19 protein-coding genes and 2 pseudogenes are annotated in these 24,955 nt (G+C 72.6%); 13 read left to right on the forward strand and 8 right to left on the reverse strand.

All coding sequences use genetic code 11. The features are described from left to right. The first annotated feature begins 60 nt into the window (after window positions 1-60). The 5 genes from ABD120_RS22580 (at window position 61) to ABD120_RS22600 (ending at window position 4,840) form a co-directional block, all read left to right on the forward strand. Window positions 61-681, forward strand: coding sequence for a polysaccharide deacetylase family protein (locus ABD120_RS22580; protein WP_343951965.1), 621 nt, complete (start codon window positions 61-63; stop codon window positions 679-681). Then, window positions 678-1,676 carry a Gfo/Idh/MocA family protein gene (locus ABD120_RS22585; protein ID WP_343951966.1) on the forward strand — a complete coding sequence of 333 codons (999 nt, stop codon included), beginning with the start codon at window positions 678-680 and terminating at the stop codon, window positions 1,674-1,676. Before ABD120_RS22580 ends, ABD120_RS22585 begins: the two co-directional genes overlap by 4 nt. Then, window positions 1,673-2,716: a zinc-dependent alcohol dehydrogenase gene (locus tag ABD120_RS22590; protein ID WP_343951967.1), complete on the forward strand. Its 1,044-nt coding sequence runs from the start codon at window positions 1,673-1,675 to the stop codon at window positions 2,714-2,716. Before ABD120_RS22585 ends, ABD120_RS22590 begins: the two co-directional genes overlap by 4 nt. Beyond that, window positions 2,713-3,990: a 6-phospho-beta-glucosidase gene (locus ABD120_RS22595; RefSeq protein ID WP_343951968.1), complete on the forward strand. Its 1,278-nt coding sequence runs from the start codon at window positions 2,713-2,715 to the stop codon at window positions 3,988-3,990. The genes ABD120_RS22590 and ABD120_RS22595 overlap by 4 nt, the downstream gene beginning before the upstream one ends. 88 nt (window positions 3,991-4,078) lie before the next feature. Continuing rightward, a complete protein-coding gene (locus ABD120_RS22600) occupies window positions 4,079-4,840 on the forward strand; it encodes a class I SAM-dependent methyltransferase (RefSeq protein ID WP_343951969.1) in 762 nt (253 codons plus the stop codon). On the opposite strand, the gene bla is transcribed toward ABD120_RS22600, so the two are convergent. Both bla and ABD120_RS22610 read right to left on the reverse strand, forming a co-directional pair. After that, window positions 4,837-5,730, reverse strand: coding sequence for a class A beta-lactamase (bla, locus tag ABD120_RS22605; RefSeq protein WP_343951970.1), 894 nt, complete (start codon window positions 5,728-5,730; stop codon window positions 4,837-4,839). The two genes, ABD120_RS22600 and bla, sit on opposite strands and share 4 nt — an antisense overlap. A gap of 134 nt (window positions 5,731-5,864) precedes the next feature. Further along, a complete protein-coding gene (locus ABD120_RS22610) occupies window positions 5,865-6,818 on the reverse strand; it encodes an amidohydrolase family protein (RefSeq protein ID WP_343951971.1) in 954 nt (317 codons plus the stop codon). A 132-nt stretch (window positions 6,819-6,950) separates the two neighbouring features. Here ABD120_RS22610 and ABD120_RS22615 point away from each other — a divergent pair, with 132 nt between their 5' ends. Both ABD120_RS22615 and ABD120_RS22620 read left to right on the forward strand, forming a co-directional pair. Next, window positions 6,951-8,432 (forward strand): alpha/beta hydrolase, encoded by a 1,482-nt coding sequence (locus tag ABD120_RS22615; RefSeq protein ID WP_343951972.1) that lies wholly within the window; start codon window positions 6,951-6,953, stop codon window positions 8,430-8,432. 45 nt (window positions 8,433-8,477) lie between these two features. Next, window positions 8,478-13,361 (forward strand): DUF4132 domain-containing protein, encoded by a 4,884-nt coding sequence (locus ABD120_RS22620; RefSeq protein ID WP_343951973.1) that lies wholly within the window; start codon window positions 8,478-8,480, stop codon window positions 13,359-13,361. Here ABD120_RS22620 and ABD120_RS22625 read toward each other — a convergent pair. Continuing rightward, complete coding sequence (locus tag ABD120_RS22625; RefSeq protein ID WP_343951974.1) at window positions 13,342-14,226, reverse strand: MBL fold metallo-hydrolase; 885 nt, start codon at window positions 14,224-14,226, stop codon at window positions 13,342-13,344. The two genes, ABD120_RS22620 and ABD120_RS22625, sit on opposite strands and share 20 nt — an antisense overlap. A gap of 67 nt (window positions 14,227-14,293) precedes the next feature. Here ABD120_RS22625 and ABD120_RS22630 point away from each other — a divergent pair. Together ABD120_RS22630 and ABD120_RS22635 are read left to right on the forward strand one after the other, a co-directional pair. Beyond that, window positions 14,294-14,440, forward strand: a pseudogene (locus ABD120_RS22630) (AraC family transcriptional regulator); the annotation flags it as partial. A 103-nt stretch (window positions 14,441-14,543) separates the two neighbouring features. Next, a complete protein-coding gene (locus ABD120_RS22635; protein WP_343951976.1) occupies window positions 14,544-16,361 on the forward strand; it encodes a tetratricopeptide repeat protein in 1,818 nt (605 codons plus the stop codon). Here ABD120_RS22635 and ABD120_RS22640 read toward each other — a convergent pair. Continuing rightward, window positions 16,313-16,963: a TetR/AcrR family transcriptional regulator gene (locus ABD120_RS22640; protein ID WP_343951977.1), complete on the reverse strand. Its 651-nt coding sequence runs from the start codon at window positions 16,961-16,963 to the stop codon at window positions 16,313-16,315. The genes ABD120_RS22635 and ABD120_RS22640 overlap by 49 nt on opposite strands. Window positions 16,964-16,998: 35 nt before the next feature. Between ABD120_RS22640 and ABD120_RS22645 the strand changes: the two genes are divergently transcribed. Continuing rightward, the gene (locus ABD120_RS22645) at window positions 16,999-17,319 is read left to right on the forward strand and encodes a rhodanese-like domain-containing protein (protein ID WP_343951978.1); all 321 of its coding nucleotides are present in this window, start codon (window positions 16,999-17,001) and stop codon (window positions 17,317-17,319) included. A 49-nt stretch (window positions 17,320-17,368) separates the two neighbouring features. On the opposite strand, the gene ABD120_RS22650 is transcribed toward ABD120_RS22645, so the two are convergent. The 3 genes from ABD120_RS22650 to ABD120_RS22660 form a co-directional block, all read right to left on the reverse strand. Then, a complete protein-coding gene (locus ABD120_RS22650; protein ID WP_343951979.1) occupies window positions 17,369-18,670 on the reverse strand; it encodes a DUF5050 domain-containing protein in 1,302 nt (433 codons plus the stop codon). Window positions 18,671-18,841: 171 nt separating this feature from the next. Further along, complete coding sequence (locus ABD120_RS22655; RefSeq protein ID WP_343951980.1) at window positions 18,842-19,984, reverse strand: ARPP-2 domain-containing protein; 1,143 nt, start codon at window positions 19,982-19,984, stop codon at window positions 18,842-18,844. Next, window positions 19,981-21,405 carry a hypothetical protein gene (locus ABD120_RS22660; RefSeq protein ID WP_343951981.1) on the reverse strand — a complete coding sequence of 475 codons (1,425 nt, stop codon included), beginning with the start codon at window positions 21,403-21,405 and terminating at the stop codon, window positions 19,981-19,983. Before ABD120_RS22660 ends, ABD120_RS22655 begins: the two co-directional genes overlap by 4 nt. 256 nt (window positions 21,406-21,661) lie before the next feature. Here ABD120_RS22660 and ABD120_RS22665 point away from each other — a divergent pair, with 256 nt between their 5' ends. Then, window positions 21,662-22,843, forward strand: coding sequence for a cytochrome P450 (locus ABD120_RS22665; protein ID WP_343951982.1), 1,182 nt, complete (start codon window positions 21,662-21,664; stop codon window positions 22,841-22,843). A gap of 102 nt (window positions 22,844-22,945) precedes the next feature. On the opposite strand, the gene ABD120_RS22670 is transcribed toward ABD120_RS22665, so the two are convergent. Then, window positions 22,946-23,584 (reverse strand): GNAT family N-acetyltransferase, encoded by a 639-nt coding sequence (locus tag ABD120_RS22670; protein WP_343951984.1) that lies wholly within the window; start codon window positions 23,582-23,584, stop codon window positions 22,946-22,948. Between the two features lie 227 nt (window positions 23,585-23,811). Between ABD120_RS22670 and ABD120_RS22675 the strand changes: the two genes are divergently transcribed. Continuing rightward, window positions 23,812-24,621, forward strand: a complete 810-nt coding sequence (locus tag ABD120_RS22675; RefSeq protein WP_343951985.1) for a hypothetical protein — start codon at window positions 23,812-23,814, stop codon at window positions 24,619-24,621. A gap of 52 nt (window positions 24,622-24,673) precedes the next feature. Next, window positions 24,674-24,955, forward strand: a pseudogene (locus ABD120_RS22680) (sensor histidine kinase); the annotation flags it as partial.

Below are 24,955 nucleotides of genomic sequence, written 5' to 3' on the forward strand. Positions count from 1 at the left end.
GCCGTTACCCCTGTCAAGACGGCATCAGGCGCTTTCCTTCGACACATAAGTAGGCAAGACGTGGCGAAGTCCCCCCATCAACCCCCCTCACCCTGGCGCGTCGCACTCACCTTCGACGTCGAGCACGCCGACCGCCCCGCACACCCCGACGGCACCCAGCGCGTGCTCGACACCCTGTCCGAGCGCGACGTCCTGGCCACCCACTTCGTCCAGGGCCGCTGGGCCCAGGCCCACCCGGCGCTGGCCAGGGAACTGGCCGCCCGAGGCCACCTGATCGGCAACCACTCCCACCACCACGCCCGGATGACCTGGCTGTCACCCCACGGCCTGGTCCAGGACGTCAAGCACGCCGAGCAGGCCATCCGCCGCGTCACCGGCCAGGACCCCCGGCCCTGGTTCCGCTGCCCGTTCGGCGACGGCACCGACGACCCGCTGGTGCTGTCCCACCTCGACCGGCTCGGCTACCAGGAGACGAGCTGGCACATCGACCCCTTCGACTGGCGGGCCAAGGCCACCGGCCCGCAGGTCGCCCGCACCGTCATCGCCGAGGCCACCGCCCACGGCGACGGCGCCGTGGTGCTGTTCCACCCGTGGACCGACGCCACCGGCCGCGCGCTGCCGCTGGTCATCGACGGCCTGCGCGCCGCCGGTGCCCGCTTCGTCCGGATGGACGAGCTGTGAGCGGCCCCCGGATCGCCATCGCGGGCACCGGCTACATCGCCGACTACCACGCGCGCGCCATCGCCACCGAGGGCGGCACGCTGGTCGCCGCCGTCAACCACCGCCCCGAGTCCCTGGCCGCCCTGTCCCACCGGCACGGCTTCAGCCGCCGCTACCTCGACCTCGACGACCTCCTGGCCGACGGCGGCGTGGACGCGCTCGTCATCGCCACGCCCAACGCGCTGCACGCCGAACAGGCCGCCAAGGCGCTGGGCGCGGGCCTGCCCGTGCTGCTGGAGAAGCCGATGGCGATGACGGCCGGCGAAGCCTCGGCCATCGTCGCCGCCGAGAGCCCCGCCGCCCGGGTGATGCTCGCCCACTGCCTGCGTTTCGACGACCAGGTCCGCTGGCTGCGCGACCTGGTCGCCGGCGGCGCGCTCGGCCGGCCCGTGCACACCACGGCCTACGCCGTCCACGCCGGATTCGGCCCCGAGGGCTGGTTCGTCGACCCCGCCCTCGCCGGCGGCGGCGCCCTCATGGACCTCGGGGTCCACGCCATCGACGCCAGCCGGTTCGTGCTCGGCGACCCGAGCCCGGTCAGCGTGAGCGCCCGCTGCGGCACCCACTACCGCGACCTGCGGGTCGACGACACGGCGATCCTCACGATCGCCTGGGACAACGGGGTCACCTCCACCGTGGAGGCGGGATGGTGGCATCCGTACGCGCCCGGCCCGTCCGGAAGCGTACGCGTGTCGGGCACCGAGGCGTACGCGCAGACCTTCCCCGGCACGTTCGTGCGCGCCGGGGCGGAGCCGAGGCCGTCCTGGCCCGGCGAACTCACCGAGGAGGCGCTGCAGCGCAGGTACGACGCGCAGATGCGGGCCTTCTTCGACACCCTGGCCGGGACCGCCCCGGCGCCGGGGGCGGCCGACGGCATCACCTCGATGCGCGTCATCGACGCCGCCTACCGCAGCGCCGAGAGCGGGCAGACCGTACATCTTGGGAGACAGCAGTGAAATCGTGGTTCGTCGAGTTCCCGCAGCCGCGTGAGGTGCGGGTGGATAGCGAGGACGTCCCGCCTCCGGGCGCGGGCGAGGTGCTGTGCCGTACGACGTTGTCGCTGATCAGCCCCGGCACCGAGCTGGCGTGCCTGCGTGGCGACTTCGACCCGGGCACGAACTGGGCGGAATGGGTGCAGTACCCGTTCCGGCCCGGATACAGCATGGCCGGGGTCGTCGAGGCGGTCGGCCCCGGCGTCACGGGCCTGCGCCCCGGTGACCGGGTGCAGAGCTACGCCCCCCACCAGGAGTTCGTCACGCTGACCGAGAAGGAGGCCCGCCTCCTGCCCGACGGCGTGTCCGACGAGGAGGCGGTGTGGGTCCCGCTGGTCGTGACCGCGGCGGCGGGCGCCGCCAGGGCCGCGATCACCATGGGGGAGAGTGTCGCCGTGCTGGGCCTCGGCCCGGTGGGGCAACTCGTCGTCCAGTACGCGCTCGCCCACGGCGCCTCCCGCGTGGTGGCGATCGACACCGACGCCCGGCGCCTCGACCTGGCCCGCGAGCACGGCGCGAGCGACCTGCTGCGGCTGAACGCTGGCGAGGCGGTGCCCGCCGTCGCCGAACTGACCGGCGGGCGCCTGATCGACGTCGTGTTCGACGTGACCGGCAGCCCCGCCGTCCTCGCCCAGGCGGTACGGCTGGCCCGCACGCTCGGCCGGATCGTCCTGCTCGGCGACACCCCGACCCCGTCCCGGCAGACGCTCGGCCCCGGCGTCGTCAGCAACTCGCTGACGATCCTCGGCGCGCACGCCGACATCGTCTCCGACGACCCCTCGGCGGGACCGCTCAACCGGGACGCGATCACCGAGCTGTACTTCCGCCGGCTCGCCTCGGGAACGTTCCGGACCGCCGGGATGATCTCCGGCCGCGTCTCGCCCATGGACGCGGCCCGCGTCTACGCCGGGCTGCGCGACGGCGGCGCGCCCGCAGGGGCGATCTGTTTCGACTGGTCGGCGCTGCCGTCCGGTTCACACCCAGCCCGTTTGGAGGAACGGTGAGCGTCAAGATCGTTGTCGTCGGTGGCGGCAGCACCTACACCCCCGAGCTGATCGAGGGCTTCGCCGGACGCTACGGCCGGCTGCCGATGGGGGAACTCGTCCTGCACGACACCGACGAGGAGCGGCTGCGGGTCATCGGCGGCCTGGCCGGGCGCATGCTGCGCCGGGCCGGGTGGCCGGGGCGCCTCACGCTGACCGGCGACCTCGACGAGGCGCTGGACGGCGCGGACTTCATCCTCGTGCAGCTGCGGGTCGGCGGCCAGGCGGCCCGCCACCTCGACGAGACCATCCCGCCGCGCTGGGGCACGATCGGCCAGGAGACCACCGGGGCGGGGGGCCTGGCCAAGGCGCTGCGCACCGTCCCCGTGGTGCTCGACCTGGCCGAACGCGCCGCGCGGCGGGCCGCGCCCGGCCACTGGATCATCGACTTCACCAATCCGGTCGGCATCGTCACCCAGGCGCTGCTGGACGCCGGGCACCGGGCGATCGGGCTGTGCAACGTGGCCATCGCCTTCCAGCGGCAGTTCGCCGGGTACTTCGGCGTCGAGCCGGAGCGGGTGGAGCTCGAACACGTCGGCCTCAACCACCTGACCTGGGAGCGCGCGGTCCGCGTGGACGGCGTGGACCGGCTGCCCGACCTGCTGTCGGCCTGGGGCGAGGACATCGCGGCGGACATCGACATCCCGGCCGAGCTCATCCGCTCGGTCGGCGCCGTCCCGTCGGGGTACCTGCGCTACTACTACCTGTTCGGCACCGTCCTCGCCGAGCAGCGCGGCGGCAAGGGCAACCGCGCCCAGGAGGTCTCCGACATCGAGCGGCGGCTGCTGGAGATGTACCGCGACCCGGACATGACCCAGAAGCCCGCGCTGCTCGCCGACCGGGGCGGCGCCTACTACAGCGAGGCGGCCGCTCAGCTCGTGGCCTCGCTGTACGACGGCGCCGGCGACGTGCAGGTCGTCAACGTGCGCAACGACGGCGCGCTGCCCGACCTGCCGGCGAACGCCGTGGTCGAGGTACCCGCCCGCATCACCAAGGAGGGCGCGCGGCCGCTGCCGCTGGCGCCGCTGGCCCCCGGGCTGCGCGGCGTCGTCCAGCAGGCCAAGGCGTACGAGGAGCTGGCGATCAGGGCGGCGCTGAGCGGCGGGCGCGGCGACGCGCTGGCGGCGCTCATGGCCAACCCGCTGGTGCACGGCTTCGACACCGCGGTGCCGCTGCTGGACGATCTGCTGGCGGCCAACACCGCGCACCTGCCGAGGTTCGCCCACGCCCACTGACGCGGAGAGGTGTCCTGTCGCACGGGGGCAGGACACGTCTCGGCTGGGGCGGCCGCGCCTGAGGCGGTGAGCTGGCAGCATCGTGGGCATGACCTATGACGAACTGATCAAGGAAGCGTTGACCACCCCGTTCGAAGGCTGGGACTTCGGCGTCTTCAAGGGCCGCATGACGGAGGAGTCCGCCGCCCTGCCCTGGGACTATCCCGGCCTGGTGAAGGAGCGGCTGGCGCAGGCGGGCTCGCTGCTCGACCTCGGCACCGGCGGCGGTGAACTGCTGTCCTCTTTCGCCCCGCTGCCCGGGCGCACCGCCGCCACCGAGGGCTGGGCGCCGAACGTCCCGGTGGCCAGGAAGCGTCTCGAACCCATGGGCGTGCAGGTCGTGGAGGTGGGCGACGACGACCGGCTGCCGCTGCCCGACGGGTCGTTCGAGTTGATCGTCAGCCGGCACGAGTCGTACGACCCCGACGAGATCCGGCGGGTGCTCACCCCGGGCGGCGTGTTCATCACCCAGCAGGTGGGCGGCGAGGACCTCGCGGAGATCAACGCCGCGCTCGGCGCGGCCCCGCACGAGTACGCGGACTGGAACCTGGCCGGCGCCGCCGCCGAGTTGACCGAGGCCGGGTTCGAGGTGTCCTGGCAGGGCGAGGCCCGCGTCGAGACCGTCTTCCACGATGTCGGCGCGCTGGTGCTGTTCCTGCGCATCACGCCTTGGCACGTTCCCGGCTTCGACGTCGAACGGTACGGCGACCGGTTGCGGGCGCTGCACGAGGAGATGCGGGCCGGGCGCCCGCTGCGGGCGCACGCCCACCGCTTCGCCCTCGTCGCCCGGCCCGCTCCCGCCGGGGGTTAGAGCCTGCCGAGTCCCTTCGCCAGGATCGTGGCGGCCTTGGCCAGCACGGTGTCGTCGACGGGCGGCCGGCCCCGGTGGGTGTAGACGGCCATGACGATCGGCTCGGCCGACTTGCCCGGCCAGATGACGGCGATGTCGTTCGCCGCGCCGATCTCCCCGTTGGTGCCGGTCTTGTCGCCGACCTTCCACGACTTCGGCAGCCCCGCCCTGATGCGCTCGCCGCCGGTCTCGCTGGCCACCAGCCAGTCGTTGAACCGGCGGCGGTCCTGCGGGTGCAGGGCGTCGCCCGCGCTCAGGGCGCGCAGGTCGCGGGTGATGGCGGCCGGGGACGTGGTGTCGCGCCTGTCGCCCGGCTTCCAGTCGTTGAGCTCGGTCTCCCAGCGGTCCAGCCGGGAGACCGGGTCCTTCAGCGTGCGGAAGTACCTCGTCATCCCGGCCGGGCCGCCGATCTGCTTGAGGACCATGTTGCCCGCGGTGTTGTCGCTGACCGTGATCGTGGCCTCGCACAGCTCGGAGACGGTCAGGCCGTCGTCCATGTGCTTCTCGGTCACGGGGGAGTGGGGCTTCAGGTCGGCTTCGGTCCACTTGACGCGCTTGCTCATCAGGCCGGGCTCGGCCGTACGGGCGCGGTGCAGCGCGGCGGCGCAGACCGGGGCCTTGAACGTGGACAGCAGCGGGAAGAGCTCACCCGCCCGGTGGCCGACGGACTTGCCGGTGGCGGTGTCGATCGCGTAGGCGCCGATGCGCCCGTCGAAGGACTCCTCCAGCGCCCGCATCTCCTTGCCCACCCGGTCGGCGGGCGCCGCCACGGCGGTCCCGGTGCCGAGGCTCCCGCCGATCAGGAGCGCGGCGGCCAGCGCGAGTCCGGAGCGGATGTGGCGAAATCGCATGTCGTCGTTCCTTGCTGATCGTTGTCAGAAGGCAGGAGCAAAACAGCTCGGCGGCGGTCCTGTCCAATAGCGATATGCGTGGCGCTCCGATATCCGAAGGGCTATACGCCCTGCTCGGCGGCCGGCCGTCGTCGTCAGCCAGTACGGCTGAGTCCCAGCAGGTCGAGGGCGTTGGCCTCAAGGATGAGCTCGGCCTGGCCGGGCTCCAGCCCCGCCTGCCCGACGTAGTCGACGGCGGTGCGGAACAGATCGCCGGCCTCGTACGGAAAGTCGGTGCCGAGCACGATCCGGTCCGCGCCGAAGCTCTGCACCGCCGCGCGCAGGGCCGGGACGTGGCCGTGGCCGACGCTGTCGTACCAGAGGCGGCGGGCCGCCAGCGACGGCTTCTCCGGCGTGTCGGGGGCCTCCCAGCCGACCTGGTTGTCGGCGCGCTGGAGCAGCATCGGCAGGGCGCCGCCGAGGTGTGAGGCGAGGATCCGCATCCGGGGGAAGCGGCTGGGGACGCCGGCGAGGATCAGCCCCATGATCGCCACGGTGTCCTCGATCGGGGCGCCGATCGACCAGGTCAGCCGGTGCTGCGAGATCAGCGGGCTGCCCGCTCCGCAGCCCGCCGGGTGTATGTACAGGACGGTCCCCCGGCGGTCGAGTTCGCCGTAGAGGAGGTCGAAGTCCGGGTCGGCGATCGAGCGGCCGAGCACGGACGTGGTGAGGCAGACGCCCGACATGCCGAGGTCGTCGAGCGCGCGGGTCATCTCCTCCAGGGCCAGGTCGGTGTGGGGCAGGGGCAGCGAGGCGAAGGCGAGGAAGCGGTCCGGCCGGCGCCGCAGGACTTCGGCGTACTGGTCGTTGACGAACCGGGCGGCGCGCAGGGCGTGCGCGGGGTCGGCGAAGTGCGGCGACTGCGGGGGCGCCGAGATGACCTGGTGGGTGACGCCGGCCGAGTCCATCAGCGCGAAGCGTGCTTCGAGTTCCTTGTCGTCGAGCCCGGCGCCCAGGCCGCGCTGGGTGGCGGTGTCGGTCTTGCCGTACTCCTCCAGCAGGTCCAGGTAGTCGTCGGTCCAGACGTGCGCGTGGACGTCGATCCTCATCGTGGCCCCCTTTGCCCCCGGAACGTCCCTCCCCGGCCGAGAAGACCCGGAAACCGAGCAACCCAGGTTGACTACCGCGAAAATAGTCAACTATGGTTGCTCGCATTCGCCTCCGGATCTTGAGGAACAGGGATGAAACGAATAGCCGCACTGCTCGCCGCGCTCACCGTGGCGGCAGGATCGCTGACCGGAACCGCCGCCGCCGCCGACGACCTGGCCCGCTTCCACGGGCAAGAGGTCGCCTGGAAGTCCTGCGGCGACCCCGCGCTCGACGCCGCAGGAGTCCGGTGCGCCACCGTCACGGTGCCGCTGGACTACGCCCGGCCGCAGGGCCGCACGACCACCGTGGCGATCTCGCGGCTGAAGGCCGCCGACCCCGCGCGCAGGCGCGGGATCATGCTCGCCAACCCCGGCGGGCCCGGCGGCTCCGGCCTGTTCGCGACCCTCCACTTCAAACAGGCGATGACCCCCGAGGTCGTCGCCACGTACGACCTGATCGGCATGGACCCCCGAGGCGTCGGCCGCAGCGAGCGGATCGACTGCGGCTGGCCCGTCGGGCACATGCTCTGGTCGTCCGGCGTGGACCGCGAGGGCTTCGACCGCGCCGTGAGGACCCAGGCCGACCTCGCCCGGCGGTGCGCGGACAAGGAGGGTGACCGGATCGCCCACTTCACCACCCGCAACACCGCCCGCGACATGGACGTCATCCGGGCCGCGCTCGGCGAGGAGCGGATCTCCTACTTCGGCATGTCCTACGGGACCTACCTCGGCGCGGTCTTCACCCAGCTCTTCCCACACCGCAGCGACCGGATCGTCCTCGACAGCGCGATCGACCCCGACCGGTACATGGCCGAGACGATCAGGACCCAGGGGCCCGAGAACGAGGCCGCCCTCGACGACTGGGCCGCCTGGACCTCGGAACGGCACGCCGAATACCGCCTCGGCAGGACGCGCAAGCAGGTCAGGGCCCGCGTCGAGCGCCTGATCGAGCAGGCGGCGAAGACGCCGATCCGCATCGGCGGCTATCTGCTCGACGAGCACTTCCTGCCCATACTGCTGTTCACGCAGCTCACCGACGCCCGCCGCGACGCCGCACTGGCGGCGCGGGTACGGCAGCTCGCCGACGCCGCCGAGGGCAAGCAGGTCGTCCCGAGCCCGGAACTGGAGGCCGAGCTGAGCTTCATGCTCAAGGGCAAGCCGGAGGAGTGGTCCGTCCAGGCCGCGGTCATCTGCGGCGACGCCGCCGTGCCGCGCGATCCCGAGGTGTACTGGCGGGCCATGCGGCGTAGCAAGGCGAGCCAGCCCGTGTTCGGCGGTTACGCCAACGGCATCACCGCCTGCGCGTTCTGGCCGAAGCCGGTGGAGCCGAGGACGGTGGTGCGCAACGACGTGCCCGCCCTCATCGTCCAGACCACCCACGACACCCGCACCGCCTACGCCGAGGGGAAGGCCCTGCGCAGGGCGATGTCCGCCTCCCGGCTGGTCACCCTCAAGGACGTCCGGATGCACGGTGTCTTCGGCCTGCTGCCCAACGCCTGCGTGCAGAAGGCGGTGAACACCTACTTCGCGGACGGCACGCTGCCGGCCGCCGACCTCACCTGCCGAGCGGACTGATCCGCTTCCGCGGAATGTCGTAGGCGTGATCCAGAATGGCGCGCCATGGGATGGATCAAGATCGCGACGGGCCATGAGCTCACCGTCGAGGGAACGCGGCGGCCGGTGCTCGCCTGCCGCACAGCCGCAGGCCGCGTGCTGGCCAAGGTGCCTGCCAACGTGAAGAAGGATCCGGCCGCGCTGCGGCTCGCCGCACTCTGCGACCGGCTCGGCGAGCACGCGCGGGCGGTGCACGACCGGGTGGAGTCCTGGATGGTGCGGTCGCTGCCCGTTTCGGCCGAGGTGTTCGCGGCCGTGTGGGACGACCCGGTGTGGCGCGAGACGCTCACCGACCTGGTCATCGCCCCGATCGTCGACGGCGCGCCCGACCTCGGCCGCTGCGCGCTCCTGCGCGAGGGCGCGTGGACGGGCGCGGACGCCTTCGCGATCCCGCACCCGCTGCTGCTCGGCGACGAGCTGCCCGTCTGGCGGGGACGGAACCTCACGCAGGTCGTCGAGCAGGTACACCGCGAGGTGTGGACACGTCCGGCGAGCATGGACCGTACGGTCGGCGTGGTCGACGCCTTCTGGTACACGGACGCCTGGTACGACAGCGGCGCCGCGTTCGAGCGCCGGGTGCACGAGCTGGGCGGGCGCGTCAAGAGGAACGCGGCGCAGTTCACCGTTTACACGCCCGAGCCGCTCGGCATCGAGATCGACCTGGAATGGAGCGGGCCGATGAGCCCGGCCTACCTGGGGTGGCTGAGCTTCGCCTCCGGTGGCCGGGAGATCGGCGACATCGCCTGGTCCGAGGGCGTCCGCATTCTCATGGCCCTGTACGCGAACCGCACCGTGGACGAGACGAAGCCGGTGGTGGAGGCAGCGGAGACATACTCCCACTACTGCGACGCCCACCGAGGCGAGCCCGGCACCGTGACGCCCTCCGGCCTCACCGCCCCGACGCGCGAGGTGCTGCTGCGCGCCGGGGCGGTGCTTCCGGGCACGGCCGCCGGCTCCGGCTCCGGCTCCGGCTCCGGCTTCGGCGAGGACATCTGCGTCGCCGTCCGCTACGAGCACGCCGCGCTGGACGAGCCGGTCGTCGAACTCGTCCGGCGCGCGGCCGTCGACGGCGACAAGGCCGAGAAGTCGGCATACGACCTGGACCCGGTCAAGGAGATCGGCGTCGGCGCCGTGCACGCGGGCCCGCTCGGCTTCCTCGCCTCCGCCCTGCACCACCACCCTGCGCACCGCGCCCGCATCCTGGCCGCGCACACCGACCTGCGGGCGGCCGGCGGCCTGGCCGTCCGGAAGCCCGGCCTCGCGCGCACCGCGCTCATCCGCACCGCCGACGACCTGGAGACGCACGCACCCGCGTTGCTGCCGTCGTTCTACGAGGAGTGCGCGCGGATCCTGGCCGCCGTGGGCAGCGCCCGCTTCGCCGCCGCCTTCTTCGAGAGCGCCCGCGCCGCCGAGGACACGCACGCGCTGCCGGTGGACGAGGCCGCGCTCATCGCGGCACACCTCGCCGCAGGACCGGACGCCGCCGGAACGGCCACACTCGACAAGCACGGCAGGCGGCTGGCCGCCCGCCACCCCGCCCCCGGCGCGTACCGCTGGCACCGCAGCCTGCTCACCGCGTGGGGCGAGGAAGTCCAGGACGGCGCGGACGGCGCGCTGGTCCTGGCCCACGGCTGGGCGACGCTGGCGAAGGCCGCCGGGCACCCGCTCGGCGGGCCCGAGGACGAACGCGCCGTCCGGGCCCTGCTGACGAGCGGCTGCATGGAATCTGCACCGCAGAACCTCTGGACGTTCGTCCTTTCGCTGCTCGGCCCGATGACACGGGCGGAGCCGGCCGTCGGCCGCGCCCTCCTCGACACCCTGCCGCTGCCCGCCAAGGACACTCCCAAGGCGAAGAGCGCGGCGGTGTCGCTCCTTCTCGGCAACCTCGCGGGCGCGGGCCTGAACGCCCCGTTCACCACCTCCCCCGGGCTGACGGGAGCGGCGGCGAAGAGCTGGCTCGGCCGCTTCCTGAAGCGGTACGCGGGGCTCGTACTCCCCGTCGCCGGTCTCGGCGACATCCTGCACGACGCCGGTGCGTGGCTGCGCGCCGAGGGCCTGACCTGCGACGACCACGAGGCGATACTGGGAGTGGACGAGGACGAGGTCAACCGCTGGGAGGAGACCGCCGCCGACCTCCCGCTCCTCGATCTCCTCCTGGACCGAGGCGTGCCGCTCGCGCGGCCCCGGCTCCTGCACACGTTCAAGCTGTACAACCGGCTCGCCTCCGGAACGGGCACCGACCTGGCCGCCGTCGCCGCCGACCCCGACTGGGCTCCGCTGCTGCGCGACGCGATCGTGGGCAACGTGACCAACCAGCTCAACCTCACCGAGCCCGCCGTCCCGAAGCAGACCGCCCCCGAGACCGTACGGGCACTGACCACGACACCGGGAACGGCGCGGATAGTCGCCGCGATCCTGGCCGAGCATGCCGGAAGGGTTCCGGATCAAGGGCTTCCGGACGCGCACGCCGCCCTGTCCGACGCCGAACGGTTCACCGTCGCCGGAGTCCCCGGCCCCTTCCTGGACAGCCTCAGGACCATTGCGACCGGGACGAACCCGGCTCGTGCCCTCGCCGTCACGCTGAGCGGCGGCGTCCTCGACGAACTGGAGCTGCCCGCCTTCGTCCCCGGCCACGTCCGCACAATCGTCGACTACCTGGAAGAGAGCGGCACCGATCTGCTCCTGATCCAGGCCGGCCGCCTCTGGGGGCACAAGTTCCGCGCCTCCGTCGTCACATCGGACCGAGTCGGCCCGTCCCACGGCTTCGGCACGTACGAGGACATCTCCAGCGAGTCCCACGAACGGACCGAGGCACGCGACCTCTACGACCGCTGCCTGATCGTCGTGAACGGCCGGGTGACCGTACTCGACCACGGCGGCCCGCACTGCCCGCACGGCAGTGCGCACCCCGCCGCCATCCGCGTCGTACCGGCCGACGGCGAACGGGTCGCCTTCCCCGGCGGCGCCGAGGCCACCGTGTGGCGTGCTCAGGGCCGAATCATCGAGCTGCGGGACCCGGCCGGGCGGACCATCGGCCGCTATGTCCGAGGCTGGGGCAGAGTGCCCGAACACGACGGTGCCGCGAACATCGGCACGGTCGAGTTCCACCGCTACGCGGCCGGGACCCGCCTGGTCGCGCCGCCCGGCCGATGGTCGGCGATGCGGCCGCGCGACCCCGAAGGCTCCAGGGCGCTGCGTGCCGTCGACGAGAGGAAGGCACAGGCCCTGATCGACGTCGCGGACGCCGCGCTCGCCGCCGACCTCATGCGGGTGCTGGACCCCGAGAGCGACTACAAGGCGAAGGACGCCGCCCGAGACGAACTGGCGGGACGGCTGCGCCCACTCCTGCCGGAGATCACCGACGAGTCGCTCCGGAAGGGTGTCATGGCCCTGGTGTGGACGGCCGTCGAATGTCGCGAGCGCGCGTTCGCCCTGCTGGAGCGCCTGGAGCTCACCCCGCCGCCCCACCTGCGCCCGGCGCCCGCCTCCTCGGCGATCGCCGTTCACACCGAGAAGATCCCCGAGCCGGATGATCCGGGGCCTGAGTCCGCCTACGAGAGGATCGTCCACTTCGCCCGCGCCGCAGTTGATCTGCCATTCGAAAGGAAGATCGCGACGTTCGACGCCACCGCCGTCAAGGGGGTCGAGAACACGCTGGGCCGCCTTGGCGCCGCCGTCCTGGAGGCCGCGTGGGGCGGCGGCGGGCGCGCGCGACTTCTGAAGCTGGCCGCCGTCCCCGAACTCCTCCGCACCGACGGCACCTGGCATGTCGCCCGGCTGCGCATGGGGGACGAGCTCGGGGAGATCCACTCGGGTTACGGCCCCATCATGGTCGCCGCCGTCGCCGACTACGAGCACGTGCACTACTGGTACGCGGCCACGGCGCTCCTCCACACCCCTGGCGGCCCCGACCCGCTCCTGTTCACCCGCAACCGCGTCGTCGAACTGCGCACCTGCCGAGGCTGGGGCGACCAGGAACGGCTCCGGCGGGCGCTCGCCCTGATCGCGGACAACGGCCCGCCGCAGGTGGACCGGGAGGCGACCGTACGGGCGTTCACCGAGGCCACCGGCCTGTCATCGGCCCAGTGCCTGATCCTGCTGTCCACCTCCGCCCGCACGATGTCCTGGCCGGACGGCTGGGCACGGGGCCGTGTGGCCGCCTTCCGCGACGGCGACGCCGCCCGCGCCCGCGAACTCGGCCTGACCGAGAGCGAACTACGCACCGCCGCGCTCTCCCTGGAGGCGCTGACCACCGCCGACGAGGCCGTCGAAGTCGTCGAACTGCTCATGCCCGACGACCCCGCCGACCTCTGGCGTACGGGCCCCGACCTGGACCGGGCGGTCGCGTATTGGACGGAACGCCACCCGAGGCTCACTCCGCTCACCAGCGAGCAATGGGCCACCCTCGCCACCGGCGCCGAGGACGCGATGAAGGCGCTGATCGCCCTGCTCGGCGAGCGTGCGTCCATGCCGCCGCTGGGTCACATCGCCCGCGCTGCGCGGCTGCTGGCCGACCGCCTGCCCGAGGATCACCCCGCCCGCACCACCGCTGCCGACCGCCTACGTGACCTGCATGAACATGTCATCAGCCCGGACGCGACCATGCCCATCGCCACCGGGGTGACCTCGGTCGGCGCCCTGGAACGAGCGGCCGGAGCGACCGCGACCCACCTCCCGGAGAGCAGGCTCGCCATCGGCGACGCCCTCACCCTGGAACCCGCAGGAGACGGCTACCGCGTCCACCTCCGCCCGTCCCGCTGGTCCGATCTGGACGCGCTGGCCTCGGCCCTCCGCCGAGGCGGCGCCACCGACGCCGCCCTGGTCACGGCGGACCTGCGCTTCCTCCGCTCGTCCGAGCCGCTGGAGGGGCTCACCTTCCGAGCGGGGTGAACCCGTCGCCCTGCGGGCGCACCTTCATCGTCCCCGCGCCCGCGAAGTGCGCGGGGACGACCAGTTCCCCCTCAGCCGCCGCCCGCGACAGGACCCGGCGGCGGCTGGCCGCGGCCTGCGCCGGATCCAGGCAGAAGCAACTGCTGCGGGACGGCTGGAGGATCTGCCCGGGGCTGTGCAGCAGGTCGCCGACGAAGACCGCCCGGTCGGCGCCGGAGACGACCCGCAGGACGGCGGAGCCGGGGGTGTGGCCGGGCGCGGGCTCCAGCGTCAGCCCCTCGCCGACGCGGTGGCCGCCCTCCCACAGCACGGCCTGCCCGGCCCGGTGGATCGGCGCGATGCTGTCCTCGTAGACGAACCGGTCGACCTCGGCCTGCCCTTTCCCGTAGTCGTTGTCGGGGCCGAAGTAGTGGTCGTCGGCGGCCGGGATGAGGTATTCGGCGTTCGGGAACGTCGGCACCCACGTCCCGTCCGCGTCGCGGGTGTTCCAGCCGACGTGGTCGGCGTGGACGTGGGTGTTGACGACTATGTCCACGTCCTCCACGGCGACGCGGGCCTGTGCCAGCAGGCTGGGGAAGTCGCCCTGCCAGTGGTCGAAGTGGGGCAGTCCGGGCCGCTCACGCCCGTTGCCCACCCCGGGGTCGACCACGACGGTTCGCCCGCCGCCGCGCAGCACCCAGGTCTGCACCGCTGCCGTCACGAGGTCGCTGTCCGGGTCCCAGTGGTCGGGCGCCAGCCATTGGGCGTTGTCCCGCCACACCTCGGGGTCCGACTCGGGGACGAGCGCACGGGCCGGGATGAAGGGGCCGCTGTACTCGACGATCCTGACGACCTCGACGTCGCCCAGCGTGAATTCAGTGATCATGCCGTTGAACCTAGTTGTGGCCGGATGAGCCGCTCAATGCATGTGAAGTTCATGAGAAAACGAGCGGCTGGCCGCCGTGGCGGGCGTCTCGCGGCCCACGCTGGCCCGCCGGTTCGCCGCGCTGGTCGGGTACGGCACCCCGTACGCCCTCTCCCACGCCTTCAAGAGGGAGTTCGGCGTGACCCCGGGACGGTACCGGGCCGAACTCCCGTAGCCGGGGGCGTGAATCTGTCGGACGCCTCTGTGATCATGGGCGACTCGGAACGAACCCCACCCCGGAAGGCCCCATGTCCACAGATATGTATGGCATCCGCGTCTTGGACGTCGACCCCGGCGAACTGCGCGTGCGCTTTCGTGTCTTCGTCGTCTACTACGACGTCGTCGACGAGTCCCACGCTCCGCTGCCCGAGGATCCGGGATACTTCCTGTCGCTCCTGTGGGAGAACGCCCACGACGGCGAGATCTCGGAATTCTCCCCGATGATGCTGATCACCCTCGGCCAGGTGCGTGACGACGCCTGGTTGAAGGCCGAGGCGCACCGCTACGTCCGGCGCGTCGAACGCGTCGAGACCCGCAACCACCCGGTCGAGCGGTGGGACGGCCAGCACGACTTCTACTACCTGCGCGGCGGCGGGTGGAAGGACGAGGACCTGCTGGTCCAGGCCGATTACGACGTCGAGGTGACGCACGCCCGCTGGCTGGAAGGGCTGCGGCCGGGCCGTACCTGGGCGACCGCGTCGATGGACCGGTTCGCCGACCAGGTGTCGGAGGACGAGGCGCCCACCGTGCTCGACCTGCGCGCCCCGGCCCTGACGTTGAAGCCGTTCCCGGATCGCGACGACGACTCCGGCACACCGTCCGACCTGGCCTTCTCCGACGACGGGCGCTACCTCGCCGTCACCAGCCAGGCGTGCGCGCTGACCGTGTTCCGTACCGGCGACTGGAGCGTGCACGCCCATGTCGCGGACAGCCCGCTGTGGGGCCAGGACGTCATGTGGGTACCGGGCACCCATCTGCTCACCATGCGGCCGAACGAGGACACGGAGCTGCCGACCGCCGCCTACGACGTCGACACCGGCGAGGAGGTCGAGATCCCGCCGCAGGAGTACCGGCCGAACCCCTCGGCGACCGTGTCCGGGGGGAACCGGCGGGCGATCCACCCGGACCGGCGCCACTCGGTCGCACTGGGCCGCCGCACCGGGCCGGGATTCGGTGACGAGCAGTGGCTCGAACTGCGGCGCGTCGCCGACGGCGCGCTCCTGATGCGGTGCCGGTCGGGCGGCGCCTACGTGGGGCCGACGAGCTGGTCGCCGGACGGCAGCCTGTTCGCCGCGTCGGTGACCACCGGCGGACTCGGGTACGGCGGCGCCTTCCACATCTACCGCCCCGGACCCGCCGTCGCCCCGGCGGAGGAACCGGATGCGGCGTCGGTGGGGCTGGAGGAGTTGCTGGCCGGTCTGTACACCGAGACGGCGAAGGTCGCGCTGTTCGACGGGCTGATCGCCCGTGAGCCCGACCCGCACGTGGCCGCCCGCCTCTGCGGGCGCAAGGCCGAAGTGCTCGTCGGCGGGTACGGGGACCGGGCTCGCGCGGCCGAGGCGTACCAGCGCGCCGTCGAACTCGGGAACGACGACACCGCCATGCGGTCCGCGCTCAAGCTCGGCCTGCTGCTGCGGCGATTGCAGGATCACGATGGCGCAGTCGAGGCGGCCCGTACCGCCCGGCGGCTGGCCGAAGCGGGGGCCGAGCGCGAGTTCCGGACGCACGCGGCACTGCTTCTGGGGGACGCGCTGAAAGCACGCGGCGGCGACGGCGACTACCCGGCGGCCTGCGACGCGCTCCAGGAGGGTCTCGATCTGGGCGGCGAACAGGGTCGCAACCGTGCGCTGATCATGGGGCACCTGGGGGAGCTCCACTACTGGCAGGGCTCCCGTGAGGGAGCCCGTGCCTGGTACGAACGCATGCTGCCGCTCACCGAGGACCCGGAGCTGGTGGCCGAGGGCAGCTACCGGCTCGGCGAGTACGCGGCGGCCGACGGCGACCGCGAGCGGGCGGCCGAGCACCTGCGGCGGGCGGCCGGCACCGGCTACCCGGGCTTCTCCGAGCAGGCGGCGGAGCTGCTGGAACGCCTCTGAGCCGCCCGGAGCAGACCGGCCCGCAGACGCGCCTCGCCGAGTTCCGGCAGGAGCGCGGACACGTGTTCCGCCGACAACCCGGCCAGCAGGGCGTGGGCGGCGTACCCGGGATCCGGCTCCTGCTCGCCGAGCAGGATTGTCACGTGCCGGTGCCAGAACCGGTAGGCGCCGATGCGATAGCGCGCCCCGGGGGCGGCGGTCTCGGAGGTGCGGATGAGCGGGAGCTGTTCGAGCAGGTAGTCGAGGTAGGCGCCGAGGAAGGCGGCCAGGCGTTCGCCCGGCGGGGCGCCGGGACCGAGGGGCGGGGGGCCGTGCAGGATCGCTTCCTGCAGCACGTGCTCGCGGGCGTCGAGCAGTGCCGCGGCGAGCCCGGACTTGTCGCCGAAGCGGCGGAAGACCGTGCCCTTGCCGACGCCCGCGGCGGCGGCCACCTCGTCCATGGAGACCGCTTCGACGCCCCTCTCCGCGAACAGTCGCGCGGCGGCCTCCAGTACGGCCGCGCGGTTGCGCGCCGCGTCCGCCCGTTCCTTGGGGGGCGGGGTGCGGAGCAGTTCCAGCGGGATCGCGGAAGCGGACTGCGGTCCGGTACGGTCTTGAGCCACAACCGGACTATAGTCCGATACTGAAAGGCAGTGCCATGACCGCGCTCATCACCAGAGAAGAACTGCTGACGGCCGTCGAGGCGGGTACCGTGACCGTCGTCGACACCCTCGGCGGGCAGAACTACGCGCAGCAGCACCTGCCCGGCGCGCTGGAGCTGGTACCCGGCGATGTCGACGCCAGGGCCGCCGCCGTCCTGCCCGACCGCGAGGCCCTCATCGTCACCTACTGCACCGGCCCGGCCTGCCCGAACAGCGGGCAGGTGGCCGACCGCCTCACCGCCCTGGGCTACACCCGCGTCAGGAAGTACCGGGAGGGCATCGAGGACTGGGTCGCCGCCGGGCTGCCCACCGAGTGAGGGACGGCACGGCTCCCCGTGGCAGGGGGGGAGCCGTACCGGTACGGCGTCAGCAGACGGCCAGCACGATCGAGATGACGGTGCAGGTGGCCGAGCCGCTGTCGTTGGCCGGGTTCGGGTCGGCGGGGGCCGATGCCGTGCGGGTGGCCGTCACGGTGACACCGCCCAGGTTGAGCAGGCCGATCGGGAGCCGGAACGTCGAACTCGCGCTCTGGCCCTTGGCGATGCCCGAGTAGGTGCAGGTGACGACGCCGGGGCTGGTCGTGCAGCCGGGGGACAGGTTCGTCGCCGTCCTGCCGTTCGGCAGCGTCGCGGTCACCTTGGCGGTGACGACGGCACCGGGTCCGGCGTTGCGCGCGGTGACCGTGTAGCGCAGCGCGGGCACCAGCAGGCCGAGTTGCGGCACGGCGGCCAGGTCGACGTCGAGGTCGGCTGAGGTCGGCACCTGTCCCGGTACGGGCGCCCAGTCGGTGGTGAACTGGAAACCGCTGACGACGGCGAGCGCGCTCTTGCCGCTGCCGTCGGCGTTCATCGTGAACGGGTCGCCGTCCGAGGTGTAGGCGATCTTCGTGCCGTCCGGCGACCAGTAGGGGGCGCCGCTGGAGGTCGAGTCGCCCGACAGATTGGCCTGGCCGCTGCCGTCGGCGTTCATGACGTGGATCTGCTGCGTGGCGCCGGAGAACCCGAAGACGATCCGGCTGCCGTCGGGCGACCAGTCGGGCTTGTTGCCCCGGTCGCTTCCGGTGAAGGAGGTCAACTGGGTCTCGTTGGTGCCGTCGGCGTTGACCGTGGAGATGTTGCCCGCAGAGGAGTAGGCGATCTTCGTGCCGTCCGGGGACCAGGCGGGGGTGCTGCCGCCGACCCCGAACTCGGTGGACCCGGAGCCGTCGGCCGCCACGACGGTGAGCCTGCCGTTGCCCGCCGTGTAGACGATCTTGGTGCCGTCGGGGGACCAGTCGATGGCCGCGTCCCTGACGCTCGGGCCGTCGGTGAGCCTGGTCTGGGCGCTGCCGTCCACGTTCATCGTCCACACCTGCACCGCCGAGTCGGAGAAGCGGGTGAAGGCGATCCGGGTGTTGGCGGCGTTGACGGCGGCGTTGCTGTCGGCGTCGGCGTTGTCGGTGAGCTTGGTCAGGCCGGTGCCGTCCGGGTTGATCGAGTAGATCTCCTTGTCGGGGTCCGTGGACTGGTCGACGAAGTAGATCCGGCCGTTGCCGCCGGGGAAGGCGGCCTGCGCCGGGGCGGACAGCGCGACCAGGCCGGCGGCGGCCAGGGCCAGCGTCGCGGCGGCCCCGACCGGCCGGCGTAACAGGTGGCCGTGATTCCTCGTACGTCGTCGGACGATGATCATGTACGCGGTACCTTTCCCGTTCGCAGTGGACCGGTGGGCGGTTCGGCCGTGATCTCGGGAACGTGCCACAACCACCCACGACAGCGTGCGCCCCGCACGCCCCACCGGCAATGCCCGCACCATGGCCACCTCCGGACAGCCGCCGCCCCTTGACGTCTGTCGGGATGGCGGTCAGCGCCGCCGGGCGCGGTAGCGGTCCAGGACGTCCTGGCGCAGCAGGTGCCCGAATCCGGCGGCCTCGATACGCAGGCCGAGGGCGGCCTCCGTGAGACCCAGCGCGGCGGCGGCGCGGGCCAGGTTCCAGTCATGGGCGGCCAGTTCGGTCAGGAGGCGGCCGCGCCTGACCTGCTTGTCCGACAGGCGGAACGTCTTGAGGTAGGCGAGCCGGCCGTCCGGGCCGGTGATGACCTCGCCGATGTGGTTGTCCCGTCGCCGGTCGAACGGCGGAAGAAACCGCGACAGCCGGTAGTCGCCGAGCCGGTGGACGTGCTCGAAGGTGTAGTCGGCCGACAGCAGCCCGTCCGCCATGGCCGTGTCGTGGAAGGTCGCCCACTCCTCCTGCTGGCTGCGGGCCTGCTCGCGCAGATCGGCCAGCGAGTGCACCGCCGCGTCCGCGATGCGGGCCAGGAAGTCGGGCACCGGGCCGCCGTAATTCGCGTGGTGGTAGATCAGCTCGCCGTACAGGTCGTGGAGGAGGGTGGGATGCAGGGTGCGGTAGTCGTCGGGGTGCGGTACCGCGAACGCGGCGGCCAGTGTGTCGGAGGCGTAGACGAGCACGCCGCACTGTCCGTCGTGGATCTCGAAGATCCGAAGGGCGTCCTGCAGTCCTTCGACGGCCGTGCCGGTGTACGCTTGCTCGGCGCGCGGGGACAGCCCCCGGTCGATCGCGCGGCGTGACCACTCCGCCCATGCGATCTCCGGTCCGCCGAAGTGCAGCGCCAGATAGCCCTCCAGCGCCAGGTGCAGCGGCAGGAAGCGCAGCCGGTTCCGGTCGACGCGGCGGGCCAGGCGGCGATGCGACGACATTTGCACCCGGGCGGGTGCCGCGTGCGGTCCGGCCGTGCCACGCAGGTGGGTTCCGTACGCGGCGGCGGGCGAGCCGTCGTTGGTCCAGTCGGCCACGAAGCCGTGTGGGATGTAGGAGACGTAGGCGGTACGCGCGTTCACCCGCACGACGCCGAGGTCGGCGGTGTAGAGCTCGGCCGCCAGCCGGAGGTCTTCGACGGGCCGCTCCCGTACCAGCGGCACCAGGCGGATACCGCCCCACACCTGCGCGGGCCGGGTCGTCAGCCCGGTGAGGTCGAGGCGCCTCATCGTCCCTCCCCGAGGAACGTCTCGACGCGGCGGGCCAGATGGGCGCGCAGTTCGGCGAAGCCGCTGCGGCCCTCGGCGAACCGGGCCAGCTCCACCAGGGCGACCAGGTTCTCCGCGTCCCTGATCCCGGCGGTCGGCACCGTGGGCGCCAGTCGCCGCACGTCGAAGCCGGCGGCGTCGTACACCGGGTTGAGGTGCACGACGGCGCATGTGCGGTCCGGGTCGAGCCGGGTCTGCCAGACCCGCAGGACCTCGCCCGCCAGCCCAGGGGGCGAGTTGTCCCACCCGTCGGAGACGACGACCAGGCGCTCGGGCCGGGTGCCGAGGGCGTCGAGGACACGCTCGCCCAGTGGCGTCGCGCCGAACGGGTAGGTCAGCAGCGCGTCCGTGCGGCCGGACACCCACGTCGGCGTGTACGTCCCGGCCAGCGCCTCCAGCAGGAAGTGGCAGGCCAGCGCGACGGCCAGGGGGCGGCGGCGCTTCTGGCCGGAGCCGTAGGAGGAGAAGCTGTCGTCGAGGACGGCGGTCACCCGGCCCCAGCTCCCGGCCTGCTCGCCCGCGGCTCTGCGGGCGGCCGCGCGCAGCGCCTCGGTCAGCTCGGCACGGCGGGCCGCCCGGTCGTCCAGGGACAGGGCCAGCACGTACGAGGCCAGCCTGGTCAGCGGCATGGCCGACAGCTCTGTCCGCACGGACACCGTCTTCAGGCCGCGCGCCGATTCTTGCAGGCGCAGCCGTTCCAGCTGGGTGAGCCGGGGCGCGATCCGCTCCAGGAAGTCGGCGCGTGACAGGCCCCGCCTGGCCGCGAACCCCTCGGCCACCGTGTAGGGCAGCTCGAAGATCGCGGCCTGCGTGTAGTGCGCCTGCCGCCACTTCTCCAGGATCGGGGTGCGGTACCCGGCCGGACGGAACGGGGCGAACAGGAACGTCCCCAGTTCTCCCTCCGGCTTCAGATGAGCGTGGCGGACGGCGGACTTGACGCCGTCGCGGTACTTCACCGCGTCGAAGGCGAGGTCGGGGCGAGCGGCCAGCCAGTCGCGCATGATCGCTCTGGTGCGCCGGTTGTTCACCCTGGTCCGGCGCAGCTCGCGAAACAGCCGGTACGCCCGGGGCGGCGGCAGCGCGGCCAGCCGCCTGGCGATCAGCCGCCCTTCGAGACTGCGCCGGTCAGGGGCGGCCTGTGCCGAGGTGGCCAGCAGGTTGCGGGCGATGAGGGCGGCGTTGTGGTCGTTGACGTCCAGGGCGAGCGCGGACGCGTAGAGCTCGCGGTAGTTGCCCAGCAGGTAGCTGTGCAGGAAGTCGAGGGAGAAGTCCTGCTCGTCCGCGACCGAGTGGAACTCGCGCTGGCCCGTGGAGGTGATCGCCGCGTTGACGAACAGCAGGACGTCCTCGGCCGCGACCAGGTCCGCGCGGGTCTCTCCCATCGGAGCCTCCGTGGTGGTGAGGACCGGCCGGGGAATGGGGGCGCGAACGGCGAAATATCGCGTTGCAAGGCGGTTCCGGAAGTCGCGCCGGAGTCCCGCGGCCGGTCTCGGAAGGCTAACACCGGCAGATCATCGCTTTCCTCGTGTTTTCACGAGCCCGCCTGTCGCGCACGCTGTATGCATATTGCGCACAATAATCGCTATGGGTACAGTGTGCGCATCAAGTGAACGTCGTTCCAGCCAAAGGAGACCGCTCATGTCCGAGCCCCTTGCCGGACTGCCGCTCGCCCGGCCCGCAGACCGTCCGTGGGACCCTCCGGCCGAGCTCGTCGCACTGCGCGAACGCGGCCCGCTGTGGCGCCTCACGTTCCCCGACGGCCACCTCGGCTGGCTGGCGCTGAGCCATTCGCTGGTCCGCACGGTCTTCGCCGACCCCCGGTTCAGCTCCCGCTACGAACTGATGCACCTGCCGACCGCCGACGTCGGACCGCTACCGCCCGCGCCGCTCGGCGACATGACCGGCCTGGACGCCCCCGACCACACCCGCTACCGCAAACTGCTCGCCGGCAAGTTCACCGTGCGCCGCATGGCCCAGCTGACCGCCCGCGTCCAGGAGATCACCGAGGAGCACCTGGACGCGATGCGGGCACACGGCCCCGGCCTCGACCTGATCGAGCACTTCGCCCGCCCGGTGCCCGCGACCGCGATCTGCGAACTGCTCGGCGTGCCGTACGCCGACCGCGCCGAGTTCCAGTCCAATGCGGCCCGGCTCAGCGCCGTGGAGGCCACCCCGGAGGAGCACTACGCCGCCTACGCCGCGCTCGGGGAGTACATCGCCGCCCTGGTGACCGCCAAGCGCAAGGACCCGACCGACGACCTGCTGAGCGACCTCACCACCACGGAACTGTCCGACGACGAGCTCGCCGCGCTCGGCGCCTTCCTGCTCGGCGCCGGACTCGACACCACCACGAACATGATCGGGCTCGGCACCTTCGTCCTGCTGGAGCACCCCGCCCAGCTCTCCCTCCTGCGCGAGGACCCGGGCCTGGCACCGGGCGCGGTGGAGGAGCTGATGCGCTTCCTCAGCATCGTCCCCCTCGGCGTCAGATCCGCGCTGGAGGACGTCGAACTGGGCGGAGAGCTGATCAGGGCGGGGGAGAGCGTCACGCTCGGCATGCACGTCGCCAATCGGGATCCAGCCAAGTACCCGGACCCCGACGTCCTCGACCTGCGCCGGGAGGCCGCCGGCCACGTCTCGTTCGGACACGGCATCCACCAGTGCCTCGGTCAGCAACTGGCCCGCGTCGAGATGCGCGCCGCCTTCCCCGCACTGTTCGCCCGCTTCCCCGGACTACGGCTGGACGTGGCGCCGCTAGAGGTCCCGATGCGCGACGGTATGGACATCTACGGCGTCCGCCGCCTCCCGGTGACCTGGTAGGCACCCGGCGACCTCTCGGCGCCCCGTACCCGATGCCCGGTCCGGCCGCCGCGCACGGTGCCGAGGGCAGGCCGACCGGGCGCCCTCCTCCGAGGCAGGGCCTCAGCCTGGCCCGGCCCCGAAGTCCGCCAGACACGCCTCCAGCCCGTGAACCTCGACCGCGACCGGGCAGGCGAACTCCGCCCGCATGAGCCGCAGGCGCTGGTTGACCCGGCGGCGCCCCTGGATCGCGCAGACGTCGAGGCCGTCGGGCCGGTAGCCGAGCTTGCGGGAGACGGCCAGCGACGCCGGGTTGTCGACGAACGCGGAGGAGGTGGCCGTCTCGGCGCCCAGTCCGCGGAAGGCCAGGTGCAGGACCGCGGCGCGCATCTCGGTGCCGATCCCCTTCCCCTGCCAGGCCAGCCCGAGCCAGGAGCCGGTGCCGACCTCGCGGGTGGTCGCGAACTCGCTCGCCCGCAGCGACTGGACACCGACGGTCTCGCCCTCGTGGACGACGGCGAACGGGGCGTGCCATTCATCCGGCCGCCAGGCGGCGAGCGCCCCGAGGTGGAACCGGATCGTGTTACGCGGCAGGTCGGCGGCGGGCGCCGCCGTCCACGGGAACCCGAACGGCATGTCGCCGGGTGCGTGCACCCCTTCCAGGCTCCGGTCGGCGAGGCGGTCGAGGTCGTCGAGTGTGGCTGGCCGCAGTTCCAGCCGAGGAGTGACGAGCCGCAGGTCGAGAAGTGGCCAGTGTCGCATACCGGACGATCGTCGCATCTCTGAGGCCGTGACCGCACTCCGTTATCCGGCCGCTAGGGTTGCGCGAATGACCGCTGATCGCCTGCCCGTGCTCTGGCTGTCGGGACCTTCGGGGGTGGGGAAGTCCACCGTGGGCTGGGAGGTGTACACCCAGCTCGGCCGCGACGGAGTCGAAGCGGCGTTCGTCGACGCCGACTCCGGAGGAGGTCGCGTACTACACCGGCCTGATGCCGGACGCCGAGTTCTCCCTGTGCCGCCTGCGGGTCGCGGGCGACGGGCTCCGGCGGCGGTTCCTGGCGCGCGGCTGGCTGCCGGACCTGGTCGAGGATGCGGTGGCCGAGGGCGAGGCCCTCGATCGGGGTGGCTTCCCCGAGGCGTACGTGGACACCGACGGCCTGACGGTCGCCGAGGTCGCCCGCCTGATCAGGCGGCGGCTGCGCCTCGCCACCGGTCCGGACGGCCACCGGGCGAGCGCCGTCACCGCACCGCCGGTGCCGGAGGAGAAGCTGCCCCTGCTGTGGTTCACCGGCGCCACGGCCGTCGGGAAGTCGACCGTCGGCTACCAGGTCTTCCGGCACCTGTACGGAACGGGGACGCGGACCGCGTACCTCGACCTGAGGCAGATCGCGGCGCTGCCCGCCGCCGACCGGCGCCTGAAGGCGGCCAACCTCGCGGCCGTGTGGGCCGGGTTCCGCGCGGCCGGAGCCCGGCGGTTGGTCGTCTCCGGCGAGGCGGACACCGGCGAGACCATCGGCCGCTACACCGACGCGCTCACCGACCTCACGCCGACGGTGTGCCGCCTGCACGCCTCCCCCGAGACCCTGCGCGAGCGCGTCGCCGAGCGCGGGAGAGGCGGCGGGCCGACGATCCCGGGCGACGCGATCAAGGGGCTGGACCCGGACGGCCTGCGCCGCGTGGCCGACCGGGCGGCGCAGGAGGCCGCGGCCCTGGATCGCACCGGTACGGGCGACCTGCGCATCGACACCGACGGCCGATCGGCCCAGCAGGTGGCGGACGATGTGATCAACCGGCTGTAACAGTACTTTCGGTCGATACGCAGCAGTGGGCCGCCCTTCTAGCGTGGACGCCGTGCGCGCAGCCGATCGACTGAGGACCGCAGGCCAGGCCGGGCTCGGCGGCGTGCTCGCGGCGGCCGTCGCCTTCCAGGCGCACGAGATCGCCACGAGCTGGGGTGCGCGGTACTGGCCGTTCGGCGCCGCCGTGGGCGCGCTGGTGGGTGTGCTCGCCCTGATCCGCCGCCGCGACCGGCTGTGGGCCGCCGTGGCGGCGCTGATCGTGGTGGCGCTGGCCGTCCTGGTCACCACGCTCGTCCATCTGCCCGCCGAACCGGGCCCGGCCGCCGCGCTCGGG

Origin of the sequence: Nonomuraea longicatena (assembly GCF_039525605.1) — a bacterium.
Taxonomy (GTDB): Bacteria; Actinomycetota; Actinomycetes; order Streptosporangiales; family Streptosporangiaceae; genus Nonomuraea; species Nonomuraea longicatena.